The 13,958-nt window shown below is 36.2% G+C and carries 13 protein-coding genes; 8 read left to right on the top strand and 5 right to left on the bottom strand.

Annotated features, from left to right (window positions below; genetic code table 11):
- Positions 1-181: 181 nt before the first annotated feature.
- The 6 genes from KHA94_RS17060 to KHA94_RS17035 all read left to right on the top strand — a co-directional run bounded on the left by KHA94_RS17060 (position 182) and on the right by KHA94_RS17035 (position 6,029).
- Positions 182-889, top strand: a complete 708-nt coding sequence (locus KHA94_RS17060; RefSeq protein WP_213103347.1) for an HAD family hydrolase — start codon at positions 182-184, stop codon at positions 887-889.
- Positions 886-2,187 (top strand): ABC transporter substrate-binding protein, encoded by a 1,302-nt coding sequence (locus KHA94_RS17055; RefSeq protein ID WP_213103346.1) that lies wholly within the window; start codon positions 886-888, stop codon positions 2,185-2,187. Before KHA94_RS17060 ends, KHA94_RS17055 begins: the two co-directional genes overlap by 4 nt.
- A gap of 66 nt (positions 2,188-2,253) precedes the next feature.
- Positions 2,254-3,132 carry a carbohydrate ABC transporter permease gene (locus KHA94_RS17050; protein WP_213103345.1) on the top strand — a complete coding sequence of 293 codons (879 nt, stop codon included), beginning with the start codon at positions 2,254-2,256 and terminating at the stop codon, positions 3,130-3,132.
- Complete coding sequence (locus KHA94_RS17045) at positions 3,119-3,943, top strand: carbohydrate ABC transporter permease (RefSeq protein ID WP_213103344.1); 825 nt, start codon at positions 3,119-3,121, stop codon at positions 3,941-3,943. Before KHA94_RS17050 ends, KHA94_RS17045 begins: the two co-directional genes overlap by 14 nt.
- Before the next feature lie 206 nt (positions 3,944-4,149).
- Complete coding sequence (locus tag KHA94_RS17040; protein WP_213103343.1) at positions 4,150-5,214, top strand: ABC transporter ATP-binding protein; 1,065 nt, start codon at positions 4,150-4,152, stop codon at positions 5,212-5,214.
- A gap of 14 nt (positions 5,215-5,228) precedes the next feature.
- Positions 5,229-6,029 carry a sugar phosphate isomerase/epimerase family protein gene (locus KHA94_RS17035; protein ID WP_213103342.1) on the top strand — a complete coding sequence of 267 codons (801 nt, stop codon included), beginning with the start codon at positions 5,229-5,231 and terminating at the stop codon, positions 6,027-6,029.
- A 68-nt stretch (positions 6,030-6,097) separates the two neighbouring features.
- Here KHA94_RS17035 and KHA94_RS17030 read toward each other — a convergent pair whose 3' ends face one another.
- From KHA94_RS17030 to KHA94_RS17015, 4 genes are all read right to left on the bottom strand, one after another.
- The gene (locus tag KHA94_RS17030) at positions 6,098-6,634 is read right to left on the bottom strand and encodes a helix-turn-helix domain-containing protein (RefSeq protein WP_213103341.1); all 537 of its coding nucleotides are present in this window, start codon (positions 6,632-6,634) and stop codon (positions 6,098-6,100) included.
- 57 nt (positions 6,635-6,691) lie between these two features.
- Positions 6,692-7,918: a DUF819 family protein gene (locus KHA94_RS17025; protein ID WP_213103340.1), complete on the bottom strand. Its 1,227-nt coding sequence runs from the start codon at positions 7,916-7,918 to the stop codon at positions 6,692-6,694.
- Positions 7,919-7,936: 18 nt separating this feature from the next.
- Complete coding sequence (locus KHA94_RS17020) at positions 7,937-8,935, bottom strand: dipeptidase (protein WP_213103339.1); 999 nt, start codon at positions 8,933-8,935, stop codon at positions 7,937-7,939.
- Positions 8,936-9,667: 732 nt separating this feature from the next.
- Positions 9,668-10,891 carry an MDR family MFS transporter gene (locus tag KHA94_RS17015; RefSeq protein WP_213103338.1) on the bottom strand — a complete coding sequence of 408 codons (1,224 nt, stop codon included), beginning with the start codon at positions 10,889-10,891 and terminating at the stop codon, positions 9,668-9,670.
- 395 nt (positions 10,892-11,286) lie between these two features.
- On the opposite strand from KHA94_RS17015, the gene KHA94_RS17010 reads away from it, so the two are divergent.
- Complete coding sequence (locus KHA94_RS17010) at positions 11,287-11,742, top strand: SRPBCC family protein (RefSeq protein WP_213103337.1); 456 nt, start codon at positions 11,287-11,289, stop codon at positions 11,740-11,742.
- A gap of 118 nt (positions 11,743-11,860) precedes the next feature.
- On the opposite strand, the gene KHA94_RS17005 is transcribed toward KHA94_RS17010, so the two are convergent.
- Positions 11,861-12,373, bottom strand: coding sequence for a class I SAM-dependent methyltransferase (locus tag KHA94_RS17005; RefSeq protein ID WP_213103901.1), 513 nt, complete (start codon positions 12,371-12,373; stop codon positions 11,861-11,863).
- Between the two features lie 357 nt (positions 12,374-12,730).
- Between KHA94_RS17005 and KHA94_RS17000 the strand changes: the two genes are divergently transcribed.
- Positions 12,731-13,900, top strand: a complete 1,170-nt coding sequence (locus KHA94_RS17000) for an IS256 family transposase (RefSeq protein WP_213101687.1) — start codon at positions 12,731-12,733, stop codon at positions 13,898-13,900.
- Positions 13,901-13,958: the final 58 nt, after the last annotated feature.

Genomic DNA, 13,958 nt, shown 5'->3' with positions numbered 1-13,958 from the left:
TTACAATAGATTAATATGTGTTTTACAAATGAACGTTACAATTTAATTAACAAGTAAATACGAGACGGTATAAGAGACCACAAATGAAGTTAGAGGAAAGTGAACTGACTTTGTTTGTGGTCTCTTTATATTTCAAAGGAGGGATTCAAAAATTATTAATAATCAAAGGAGTAATTTCACCATGAAAAAGAAAGTTTTTATTTTTGATTTAGACGGAACATTGTATCATGATATGGCATTTGTCGAAGCTTATATTGAGTTGATAACGAGTGACCACTGGATTCAAGATGCGATCAAAAACGAATTGAATGACATCCTAAACGGCGTTAGTGAAATTGGTTTGAATGACACTATAAATAATCAAATCGGCAGTTATTCACTCGGTGATCCATGGCAAGTTATCTTGTATTTATCTCGTAAATACGAGATTCAAGAAGCGAAGCAGATCGAAGCTTTTTACAAAGTAAGAGAACAAATGATACAACCAGGTTTTGCGCTTAAAATGAACAACACTTATATCGAGACAGTTAAAAACTTAGATGACGTAAAAATATTAATGACAAATTCACCAGAAGAGAACGCATCGACATTTGTCCATTTATTCGGATTAAATCATGCATTTGATCACTATTATTATGATGCGAAGAAGCCAACAGGAATGTCAACTTACGTTAAGGAAATCCAAAAGATGTACCCAGACCATGAAATTATTTCTATCGGCGATAATTACATCAACGATATTAAGCCATGCCAAGACATTGGCATTAAAGGGATTTATATTAATCATTTCAATATACCGATTAATGAACAATACATTCAAGTTGTACAAGATTTAAAAGAATTGAATGAAGTTTTAATGACTACATATGAAAAGAGGAAAACACATTGAAAAAATTTTTATTGCTAATGTCACTATTGGTTTTAGTTTTATCAGCATGTGCACCAACCAGTGGTGAAGAAGACAAAAAGGAAGAAGCAGGCAGTGGAGAAAAGACAAAAATCGAATATTGGCATGTTAATGCTGAAACATTAGGCGGAAAGACGGTTGAGAAGTTAGTTGCAGATTTTAACGCACAAAGTGATACAGTTGAGGTTACTGCAAAGTTTAATCCAGATATGTATAAAGGTTTAATGCAAAATTTACAAGCTGAAGCAGCAACAGGTAATTCGCCGGCAGTTGTTCAGGTTGGCTGGGCATTCTTAGATTATTTCTCACAAAACTTTGAATATGTTGAGCCACAGACTGTAATTGACAAACACTTCCCAGAAAGTAAGACATTCTTAGAAGATAATTTCTTACCAAACATCATCGATCTTGCAAAGAATTCTGAAGGCAGTCAAGTAGGTATTCCTTACTCCTTAAGTACACCTGTACTTTACATCAACAAAGATATGTTAAAAGAAGCTGGCCTTGATGAGAATGGGCCAAAAACATGGCAAGACGTTGAGAAGTTTGCAAAACAAATTAAAGAGAAAACAGGTAATTATGGAATTTATATTCAAGAACCTGCAGACAACTGGGCAACTCAAGCAATCTTAGAAAGTAATGGTGCAAAAATGTTAGACAATGGTAAGGCAACGTTTGCTTCTAAAGAAGGTATCGAAGCATATGAGATGTATAAAAAGATGGTTGTAGATGATAAGACGGCACTTCACATCGGATGGGATCAAGGTATCCAAGGTTTTATCGACGGTAAAGTTGGAATGATGTACACAACTATTGCTCAACGCTCTAACGTTCAAAATAATGCAAAGTTTGATGTAGCTACAGTTAAATCACCAGCATTTGAAGGCAAAGAGGTTAGGCTTCCAGCAGGTGGTGCGATGTTAGCCATTACGGCGAAAGATGAGAAGGAACAAAAAGCAGCTTGGGAGTTCATGGAGTATTTATATAGTGTTGAAGGTATGGCTGAATGGACAAAAGGGACAGGATACGTTCCTCCACGTAAAGATGTTGCACAATCTGAAAATGGCTTAAAGGCTTTCTTGGAAGAAAATGAAATGATGAATGCAGCAATTGAACAGATGGACGGCGTTGTACCTTGGACAAGCTTCCCTGGTAATTCAGGATTAGAAGCGGAACAAAAATTATTAGATATTCGAGATGAGATTTTAGGCGGTTCTGTTGATGTTGAAGAAGGACTGAAGAAAACTGAAAAAGAAATTAATGAATTGCTAGGAAAATAAAGCAAGCAACGTCACCTACACGGTCTATGATCTGTAGGTGACGATTTATTCATGGAGAGGTAAAAGATGTTAGAAAAACTAAAGCCATATTTATTTTTAGCACCTGCAATAGTACTCTTGTTAGTTTTTACAGTTATCCCAATGGTTTACACACTTTATTTAAGCTTTTTTGATTGGAATATGATTTCACCCACTAAAGAGTTTGTCGGTTTAGATAATTACATAAACATATTAACGAACGATACAACGAAGAAAGTGATTTTCAATACATTTTTCTATATCGTTGTGTTGATTCTATTTAACTGCGTTATTACTTATATTTTTGCTTTTATTATTGGATATGTGGTCAAGCGATTTAAAGGATTTTATAAAGTGGCGTTCTTTATACCGTCTGTTATATCACTTGTTGTTGGTTCAATTTTATTCACTTGGATTTTAAACCCCATCTCTGGGCCAGTTGCCATTATTGGAGAAATGTTTGGATTTTCAATCCCAAATTGGTCTAAAACAGATGGATTAGTCATTATTGTACTTAGTTTAATTGTCTCTTGGAAAGTGTTTGGATATAACTTTATCGTGTTATATGCGTCGGTTGTTGGTGTATCAAAGGAAATTATTGAAGCGGCAAGGCTTGATAATATTTCTAACCTTAGAATATTTATAGATATCGTCTTGCCAATGAGTTCAGCAACAGGGTTTTACATTTTAATTTTAACAATCGTTCAAGGGCTTCAATATGTATTTACACCGATAAAAGTGATCACACAAGGTGGTCCGAATTATGGGAGTAGTAACTTGATTTATCAAGCTTATCACGAGGCTTTTGTTGTATATAAAACCGGGCAATCAGCTGCACTTGCGATGATAACACTCCTAATTTTCGTCATTTTACTACTATTAGAATTCTTGTTTGTGGAAAGAAGGATTTACTATGAAAACAGCTAATTACAAAAACATGATCCTTCACATCATACTCATAAGCTTCATTCTATTGACTATATATCCAATTGTATTTGCTATTTCAAATTCCTTTAAAGAGTTAAGTGAAGCTTTCACATCTACGTTATCTCTTATTCCTGAAAAATTCACATTAGAGAATTACACAGGATTATTCGATAGTATCCCTATAGTTGGTATTACGATAAACACATTAATTACTGCGAGCGTTATTACAGTTGCCAAAGTAGCAACATCATTTCTTGCAGCATACGCTATCGTCTATTATCAATTTAAGTTTAAGAATGTAACGTATTTTGCGTTAATTTGTACAATCTTTATACCGTTCACGGTAACGATGATTCCGAACTATTTAATCATTTCGGAACTAGGACTTCAAAATAATATTTGGGGTGTTATTCTCCCTCAAATGGCTGATGCCATTGGAATCTTTATGTTGACTCAATCGATGAAAGGAATACCTAAGTCATTAATTGAAGCGGCAAAGCTTGATAATATTCCGACGAAATATATTATGAAGGATCATATTCTTCCAATGGTGAAACCAGCTGTAACATCAACAAGTATATGGTTTTTCATTTTAGCTTGGAATGAGTACGTATGGCCTGTTCTTATTTTGAAGACAACGGAGAACTTTACATTACCTCTTGCACTTCAACTGTATATAAGTTCTGAGGGTGGAACGAATTTTACGGTTGCGATGGCATTGTCAGTCATTACAATGGCGATTCCACTCGGATTATATTTAATATTCCAAAAGCATATTATCAATACATTTACGACAAGTGGTATTAAATAAAGAAAACTTGCAGATTGGCGAGCCTTAGAAAGGCGAAGACAGATGCGTAGTTGCACTTATCGCGCTCATACATGCCACGTCCTGTGGCATTCACCCGACTAGGACATCCTGTCCGTCGCACTTAATTCCTAAAATTGGCAACTATGTCCATACATCTTCTGCGCGGCCAATTTATATTTTCTTAACGTGTAAAAAAGGAGCATGAAATGGGTACGATTAAGCTAGAATCAATTAACAAATCTTATAAAGATACAAAAGTGATTGAGAATTTAAATTTAACCATTAACAAAGGTGAGAGACTTGTACTGTTAGGTCCATCAGGCTGTGGTAAATCTACATTACTTAGAATTATCGCTGGTCTGGAAGAGATTAATAGTGGAAGTATTCAGTTTGAAGATAAAGAAATGAGTCATTTGAGTGCTGGAGAAAGAAATGTAGCAATGGTATTTCAAAACTATGCACTTTATCCGCATATGACTGTTGAGAAAAATATAACTTACGCTTTAAAACGTAACAAGGTTCCTAAAGCAGAAATCAATAAACGTTTGGAAAAAGCGTTAGATATGTTAGAACTTCAAGAATATCGAACTAGATTGCCTAAAGATTTATCAGGTGGTCAAAGACAACGTGTCGCCCTAGCAAGAGCGATAGTAAAGCAGACAGAGTACTTTTTATTAGACGAGCCTTTATCTAACTTAGATGCAAAGCTTAGAGTTTCAGCAAGACAATCACTACTTCACTTACATGAAGAATTTAAGCACACATTTGTCTATGTAACACATGATCAAGTCGAAGCAATGGCATTGGGTGATAGAATCGTTGTCTTGAAGAAAGGTGAAATTCAAATGTTAGACACGCCTGAAAATATTTATTTCAAGCCTGTCAACGTGTTCACAGCACAATTCATAGGATCACCTCCAATGAATATTTTCAAAGCATCTCTTGAAGATAAGTCTCTAAAAATAGGAGAAACCGTCATTCATTTACCCGAAAATTTAAGAGTCAGATTGTTGGACTATGAAAAGAATGAAATATATTTAGGAATTCGTCCGGAACATATGTCTATCAGCACAACAGGACTTTATGATATGACATTTAATTTCGTTGAGAATTATGGAAGCCAATACGGTGTCTGTCTTGATTTCAATAGACAAGAATGTATAACGGTCAGTAACGAAAAAGTGAAGGATAAAATGGTAAAAGTTAATTTTGATTTAAACCATCTCCATCTTTTTGATATCGACACAGAAGAAAATTTGATTTATTCATAATAGGAGGAATCACCATGACAATCTATATTAGTACAAATGTTTTCTTAACGACAGGTTTATCGCCAATAAAAGATTTATTACCACTTTTAAATGATGATTCAGTAGGATTTGAACTCTTTCCAAATTGGAAAAATAAATCGTTTCGATCTGAATTAAAAGATTTTGAACATATACTTAAAGATTTACCATTAACGGTTCATGGGCCCTACTTCGGTGTAGAGCATAGTGAGAAAAAAGGTTCTAAAGAATATGATGAGGCAATGGATCAAATGGCTGAAACTGTTGAATTGTGCAGAAATTTAAATATTAAACACCTTGTATTCCATCACAATAATAAAGTGATTACAGAAGAGAATAGGTTAGAAAGTATTAAACATAGCAGAGAGAATTTAAAAGAGTTAAATGAACGATTAAAAAATGATGATATTGCTATTTTACTAGAAAATGCAGGTGTTCATTCTAAGAGAAATGTCTTATTCAATGAGGTAGAATTTATTAATGAATGTTTAAATGAAGAGAATAATGTGTTAATCGATATCGGACATGTTCATGCTAACGGATGGAATCTAGAAACTGTCATAAAGTCACTAAAACATAAGATAACGCACTATCATCTTCATAATAACGATGGTGTTCAAGATTCTCATGAAAGAATTTTAGATGGAACTTTGAATTTTGAAGAATTCATTAAATTATACAAAGAGCATACGCCAAATGCACATTTAATTCTTGAATACGGTCTGCATATAGGAGAAGATGTTCGAGCAATTGCAGAAGATGTAAAATATATGAAGGAAAAATTTAATATAGCTTAAAGATGAGTAAGGACTTAGGAACAGAAAACCTGTTACTAAGTCCTTTTGTATCCTGTAAACCTTCACTGTCACAATACTCTTCCCGTCATCGCCCATATGGAAATGACGGTTTCGTCTGTATGGTTGAAAAATCGATGCGGAGTTGTACTTTTAAAGCGGATACTGTCGCCTTCCCGTAATATATACTCTTGATTTCCGAGAATGATTGTCATTTCACCTTTTACTACATAGCCACACTCTTCACCTGAATGCTCGACAAGTTGCTGATCCTCCTGCCCAGCTTCTAGTTGAATCATGATCATTTCAATCGTTCCCTCGTTAATAGGAGTCAGCAATTGATATTTTGAATTGGATTTTGGAAAAGTGACTGTTTTTCTTTCGTGTTTACGAACAATTTGCGTCGATTGTTCGTCCGTGCCTAAAAGAGTGGAAATGGAAACATCCAATCCTTTACATAATTTATATAAGGTCGTTAAGGTTGGATCCGTGTTTCTCCTTTCAATCTGGCTAATCATACTCAGACTAACCCCTGACTTTTCAGAAAGGTCTTTTAATGAAAGATTTTGCTCTGTCCGCAATTGTCTTATTTTCTGTCCGTCAAACATTGCATCCGCCTCTTCCAATTCCTAGTGTTTTACAATCATCATATCGGGTTTGCAATCTTATAGCATCGTTGAAAACCAAAGACCTAGCGTCGTACCAATATAGTTTCCTATTATGTAACCAATCGTACCAACAACCAAAATTGGTCCAATCAAATTCTTCCAACCTTTCGCGATTGCCATCGCTGCTGCCGTCGTTGGACCTCCGATATTCGCATTACTCACCAGTAGAATTTCTTCCAGATCGTATTTGAATACTTTTCCAGCGACTAGGGAAATGAGCATGTTGATTACGACGATAATTGCAACAAATACGAGCAGTAACGGAGCATTTTGTACGATAAGCGGAATGGAAGCCGGTATTCCGATAACGACAAAGAATATATAAATTAAAAATGTACCGATTTCCTGACTGCCGTTAATGCTTTCAAAGTATTTCGGAAATAGTGCAAGCGCTAAAAATGTTAATGTGGTCAACACTAAATATTTATCGCCAATTAGCCCCTGCAGTAAATTTAACCCAAATGATACGTCTTCTCCTGACGGAATGATACTACCAAAAAAGGCAGCAATTTTAAATGAAACAATCACAAGGAAAAAAGACGTTCCAACGGATAAGGCGATATCTTTCAAAGAAATATCTTTCCGTTTCCAATATTTTTCTGCGAGCGTTTTACCATCATCCTTATTCCTACCGCTTTCCACCTCCAATACATGTGGGTGTGAAAAACGGTTTCTGAAAAACTTCATCGTTGGAATAATCATCAATACAACGAAGTAGATTGCCATCATTAAGTTATCAGCTACAACAGATGCTGAAACCATCTCACCAGGTAGCTCAAATTTCGCAGCCATCGCCGCGAAGTTTACGCCTCCGCCAACATAGGAAGCACTCATCATTGCTCCTATTTTATCAAGATACGGAATATGATCTTTTAATAAGAAAAAGCTGATAATGGTCCCTGCAACCGTAGCAATTGAGCTCAGAAGGAAGATGATTAGTAGTCTTCCACTCTCTTGCCATATCTTTTTAAAATTCACATGAAACAGCAATAACGGAATCGCTAATGGGATTATGAATGTCCAAACCGCATCATAAACTGGAGATTCTGTCGGAATTACACCAGTATTTGATAAGATAATTGCACCAACTAGAGCAATGATTGCCCCTGAAATTTTCCCTGCCCACCTATACTTCTGTTCTAAAACAATACTAGCTGCTGCCCATATGATGATAATACCCCAAAGTGTAATCAAATCGTCGGATTTAATTAGTGTATTTTCCATTAGCATTACCCCTGTATATTATATTTTTAAATGCTTTTCGATGAAATGAAATGTATTATTGAAGCTGATTGCTTCTATTTCCTTATTCGAAAATCCTCTTACAGCCAAACGTTCGAGGAGATCAGATATTTTGGTTACATCCTCCAAACCTTGTATGCTTCCGGAAAACGATGACCCTAAATTATAGGAGGATAAGTAATCGATAAAGTCGAAACCGAATGCAATATGCTCCGGGCCAACAAGGTTAGCTATGTATATCGCGTGGTCGATAAAACGATCTAATGTCGGATTTGTTTCATCGACAAAACCGCTGTATGCATTCAATCCAATGATACCTCCTTGTGAAGCAATCGCTTTCAACTGGGCATCCGTCAAGTTCCGTTCATTATTGCAAAGTGCTCTAGCATTACTATGGGACGCCATGATCGGCTGACTGCTAGTATGATGCATATCCCAGAAAGAAGCTTCATCCAAATGAGAAGCATCAAGAATCCAATTCAGCTCATTCGCTTTCTGTACAGCCTTCTCTCCCAATCTAGTAAGTCCTTTCCGTTTCGGCTCATCAAATGAACCTGTTCCACTCGCTAATAAATTCCATTCATTCCATACAAATATTGCATGGCTGACATTGCACTTGTGAAGGTCATCGAAAGCGTTTTCAATATTTTCTTCGACGAGCTTCGTTCCCCATTTTTCTATAAAACTTAATCCTTCGATTCCTAAAAAAATATTAATTTTCCCCGAACTTGCTCCATCAACCATGTCGTGTACAGATCGGCAAACGTTCGCACGTTTTGAAGCTCGTAAATCTTCCGTTACCATTTGAAAAATCGTTCGGAATCTTGTCATAGGGTCGTGGCGAAAAGCAGGCTCAACCCAAAAAACACAAATTATCGAATCGACGCCACCTTTTTGCAGCCGAGGATAATGAATCCGATCAAATATATCTTGTTCACCCTTACTTCTGCGCCAAACTATATCAGTGAATAGATCTGAGTGAATGTCAAATATCTTCAAAGACACCTCTCCTTTAGAATTTATTATTTTCCGAACTTTTGATATATTATAATTTATTTAATATATTAAAACAAGTTGATTTTATTTATTTATACATTGGAAATGTTGATACGGAACAATGCAGAGAAATGGGGAAAGTTTCATTAAGCGCGAGTCTCCTTTATGACTCAGTTTTGTAGCAGCCATGAGGGTTTGAAATGGAGAAGATTAAAGTATACTATAAATTCAATTAAAGTATAAACATTTTAGAAGAGGTGTTATTTGATAAAGTGAAACTTCCATCAGTGGGGGTTTTCCGACGCACAGGACGTGCTAGTGCCTACGTTGCCACAGGACGTGGCGTTCTTAGTCGGCTTTCATCCCCCACTGATGGTTAGTTGAACCAATCGGGCCTTTACGGGCAGTTGATCCCCCACTTAGGTTTCTTTAATTCTCTCGCAACCTTGAAGTGGGGGTCTTACTGCCCGTTAATCTGCGATAAATCAATGGACAAAAGATATTGATAGAAATGCTCCTATTTAACAGTTTTGGAAGTTTCTTAATGGTAATGCAAAAAATCATCATGATATCGTCAAAGACTACCAAGGATTTATAGATTTCGTCTATAAAGATCAAGAATTTACTGTCAAAATTATATTGCAAGCTATTTAGATTAATGAATGATTCCTATTTACACATAACACGCCCTTCCCCAAAAAAGAGGAAGGGCGTGTTATATTATGGTTTAATTCTTTACGACTCACTAAGTGACTGCTTCTTCATTTTCACCATGACCCCTAAAAGAATCGGAATCGCCAACAATGGGGCTAAGCATAGCAATCCAAATACAATAATCGGCTTGTCATAACCATATGTATCTAGCAGAAAGCCTCCGAGTGCTGGTCCAATGACATTCCCCATCTGCGTGAAACCCATTGCCCCAAAATACGTGCCTCGTAAATGAGGCTTAGCAATATTGTCCATGAATAGATCTGTCATGCTAAACATTAACACTTCTCCAGCTGTAAATAATACAATCACAATAACCCAGGAGAACATGCCTTTTGCCAAACCAAACCCAATTAAACCTAAGCTGGTCAATATACTCCCTAACATGATGGAGGTCAATGGGGAATATCGTTTTCCGATCGTTAACAGCGGGTATTGAATGGTAATAACAGTGACTGCATTTAATGCTAATAAAATCGAAAATGTTTTTGCCCCGTTTTCAATAAGTGGAGTGTTCGATAAATATTGCGGCAATGTGGATGACAATTGGGAATAACCTGTAATCGTCAAAATAAAGCCAATCAAAGACCATAATAATATTGAATCCGACTTGGTAATCCTTAATGCTTCCATTAATTTGACACGATTGCCAGCACGCTCATTTTCTTTAGGACCTGTTTTAATAGATGTCTTTTGATATGTAATTAAAAGTGAAATACCGTACAAGGCATATACAGCTGCTGCAATAAAAAAGGCAAAGGTTGTTTCAGATGAGCCTAAATAAAACCCAAGAAGCGGACCAAAAATCACACCAACATTAATCGCAGTATAGCGCAGATTAAAAATGAGCAAACGATTTTTCGCTTCGGTTAAATCTGCGAGCAATGCCCTCGATGCAGGTTCAAAGACTGAACGACAAAAACCATTTAGCGCATTCATAAGAAAGAATCCCCAAATCGCTTCTACTATACCAAAGCCAATAAAAACAAATGACCAAATAAAAATGGAAATTAATAAAACTCTTTTTCTACCAAATCGATCTGAAAAATAACCACCAAAAAAGCTAGTTGCAATCCCAACAAGTGAACTAACTGCAATGATTAGACCCGTTTCTGTGGCAGAAACCCCTTTTACCTTTGTTAAATAAATAGCCAAAAACGGAATGCTCATGGAAGTTGCCATTCTTCCAAAAACCGTTCCTATTACAATATTCCACACTAATGGATGTAAATTCTTGAGTGACGTCATGAATATTCCTCTAATCCTTTTTCAATAGTGAATCTATTCTAACTTTTATATTCTATTATGGCAATATTCAAACAGGAAAAGTTATGAAGTGAATTAGAACCTACGTTCCTGTATAATGATGTTAGAACAAAAAATGAATGGTTTAAAGTAATAAAGTGAAACTTCAATCAGTGGGGGTTTTCCTTCATCCCCCACTGATTGTTAGTTGCGGCCCACAGGAAGTGGGTCACGCAGACGTTGCCACACGATGTGGCGCTTTTAGTCTGTGTTCATTTTATGGGCTTTTACGGGCTGTTGATCCCCCACTTAGAAATTTATTCTTAACTCAACTTCTTGAAGTGGGGGTCTTACAGCCCGTTAATCTGCGATAAAACTACTAAATGAGGTGTTTTTTGATGAAGCAATGGACAAGAGATATAGATATAAATGCTCCAATTGAACAGGTTTGGAAGTTTCTTGATGGTTCTCTAGATAATATGCAAAAAATCATGCCTAAAGTCATAGAACATAAGCCTATCAAAATAACGGAAGATGGGGTTGGCAGTGTATATCATCAAAAATATAAAGAAGGAACACGAATAGAAGAGTATGATGTAGAAACATTAGAATATACAAATACCCCTGATCATAAAAAGCTAAAAGTAGGTTTTACACTTGCTAATATGTTTGAAATTACAGCTTTTTATGAATTAAATAAAATTAATGATAAAAAAACTTCCTTTAAATATAAAATGACCAATCGCCCATTAAAATGGTTTGTGAAGTTATTTTTATTATTTGGAAATGATAAGGTGGTCGTTGAATTTTTAGAACGTGTAAAAAGTGTAGCTGAGGCTGAAGCAAGAGGTTGATTTTTGTATATTGGTGCCTTCTCCCTAGCCTATTAAGGCCCTGACGCAAAGGGTGAGGCACCATTACTTACTCGATCTCTTTTTTTTCTGCCAACCAGTCAAAAGAGAAAATGATGAATTATTGTTTCTGACAAAATATCGATTGCCATCCCTCTTGTTCATTTTCTTCAAAATAATGAAGAGTCCAATCACCAAATTCAGATAATAATTCTTTCGGCTGCAGTTTATATTGATTGGAAATTTTTCGATCTCCGTTCTCCGGTGACTGATAAAAGGTTTCCATATAAAAATAACCATCCTCTTTTAAGAGGCTTCGAACAATCGGAAAAAGAGAGCGGTCTAAGTAATAAGAAATGACAATTAAGTCAAAAGTTTTATGTGTCCATCTAAGATTGTGCAATTCAGTAAGATCAGCAGTGTGTGATTGGATGTTGAGATTATATTTGGCTGCCTGTTCTTTTATAAAGTTGATCGCGACGTCTGAAATATCCATTGCCTCAACTTGATAGTTTAGGCGCGAAAGGAAAAAGCTGTTTCCGCCAAGACCACAGGCAAGATCCAGTGCTGTACCACCATTAAGATAAGCAGATAGTTTCTTTAATCTTAGATTCGGCTCAGGCTGTTTCTGCAGATTTAGGCATTCCGTATGCTTCGTGTTCCATTTTTTTTAGTGATCATAAATGATAACCTCTTATTCGTTTTTTCTTAAGGCAATTTTCTAAGAGATTGTTGATTCTGGATGACTGTGGCACCATTTTGTTTTTGTGGCGAGCACCATCGCCTTTGGTTACCGTACGAACCATTTTTCGCGTGTGGCGGGCACCAATAGTCGCCTTTGGTTACCGTGAGAAACATTTTTCGCGTGTGGCGGGCACCAATGATCGCCTTTGGGGTAAAGTCCATATAATTGTGTAAAAAGAAAAGGGCATCATCATGACCCGTGTTACAATGTTTTCGACCAAGAAAACGACAAACGGAGGACATGATGATGACCCACATTAATATTACAATAAATTTAGAGGATCTCAAAGAAAAAATCGAGAATAGCCCATTAGAATCTCCTGTTAAAGCCTCATTGGCACTAATTCTAAATTCTTTAATGGAAAAAGAACGAGACGAACATATTAATGCGCTCTCCCATGAAAGAACCGATGAGCGTAGAGGTTATCGCAATGGTTACTATGAACGAGAACTTATTACTGGGACCGGATCCCTAAAATTAAAAGTTCCTCGTACTAGAGACGGTGAGTTCTCTACAACCGTCTTTGAAAAGTACAAGCGCTGCGAAAAGGCGTTAATTCTGTCCATGATTGAAATGGTGGTTAATGGTGTTTCTACTCGTAAAGTAACGAAGATTGTGGAAGAATTATGCGGGAAAAGTGTATCTAAATCCCTTGTTTCTAATTTAACCAAATCCCTTGATCCAGTAATTAATGAATGGAGAAACCGACCATTAAACACTCTTTATTACCAGTATCTCTATGTAGATGCTTTGTATATTAAGGTTCGCGAAAACAATAAAGTTGTTTCCAAAAGCGTTCATATTGCATGTGGTGTAAATGAAAAGGGCTTTAGAGAAATCATTGGCTTAAAGATTAACCATTCCGAATCAACTGAAAGCTGGTCTTTATTCTTTGAGTATCTAAAATCAAGAGGGCTCCAATCCCCTAAATTGGTTATTTCTGATGCCCACTCGGGTTTGGTTACAGCGATTAAACAAACATTTTTGGGGACTGCATGGCAGAGGTGTTGTGTTCATTTTTTAAGAAACATTTTCGAAACAATGCCTAAAAAGGGAACAGCTGAGGCTCGCCAAGAACTGAAGGATCTGTTTCGTAATTCCGAATTAGAGATTGTGAGAGAGTTGAAAAATCGCTTCATAGAGAAGTACGAAGAGGTAAAAGGCTTTTCAAAAACAATTGATACTCTTGAAGCAGGATTTGAGGACGCTATTCAATTTCACTCTCAGCCGGTTCAGTACCACAAGCATTTAAAGACAACGAATATGCTTGAACGTTTAAACAGAGAAATTCGAAGGAGAGAAAAAGTCATTCAAATTTTCCCAAATGATCAGTCAGCAATTAGAATCATTGGTGCCGTATTAATGGAGATTGAGGAAGAATGGACCAATAAGAAATCTCCATATCTAAAAAAATAAAGGCGTAATAACTGACCATTTACAGAGTGAAATAGCCTAATTTCGAATTGACATTGAG

It is taken from the genome of Cytobacillus citreus (assembly GCF_018343665.1).
Classification (GTDB): Bacteria; Bacillota; Bacilli; order Bacillales; family Cytobacillaceae; genus Cytobacillus; species Cytobacillus citreus.
Note: the sequence above shows the minus strand (reverse complement) of the source record. Positions and strands in the feature narration are given on the sequence as shown.

Coding starts and splice junctions, on each gene's coding strand:
- KHA94_RS17050 (WP_213103345.1), top strand. CDS start 2,254: ATGTTAGAAAAACTAAAGCCATATTTATTTTTAGCACCTGCAATAGTA.
- KHA94_RS17060 (WP_213103347.1), top strand. CDS start 182: ATGAAAAAGAAAGTTTTTATTTTTGATTTAGACGGAACATTGTATCAT.
- KHA94_RS17015 (WP_213103338.1), bottom strand. CDS start 10,891: ATGACGTCACTCAAGAATTTACATCCATTAGTGTGGAATATTGTAATA.
- KHA94_RS17025 (WP_213103340.1), bottom strand. CDS start 7,918: ATGGAAAATACACTAATTAAATCCGACGATTTGATTACACTTTGGGGT.
- KHA94_RS17010 (WP_213103337.1), top strand. CDS start 11,287: ATGAAGCAATGGACAAGAGATATAGATATAAATGCTCCAATTGAACAG.
- KHA94_RS17030 (WP_213103341.1), bottom strand. CDS start 6,634: ATGTTTGACGGACAGAAAATAAGACAATTGCGGACAGAGCAAAATCTT.
- KHA94_RS17035 (WP_213103342.1), top strand. CDS start 5,229: ATGACAATCTATATTAGTACAAATGTTTTCTTAACGACAGGTTTATCG.
- KHA94_RS17040 (WP_213103343.1), top strand. CDS start 4,150: ATGGGTACGATTAAGCTAGAATCAATTAACAAATCTTATAAAGATACA.
- KHA94_RS17045 (WP_213103344.1), top strand. CDS start 3,119: ATGAAAACAGCTAATTACAAAAACATGATCCTTCACATCATACTCATA.
- KHA94_RS17000 (WP_213101687.1), top strand. CDS start 12,731: ATGACCCACATTAATATTACAATAAATTTAGAGGATCTCAAAGAAAAA.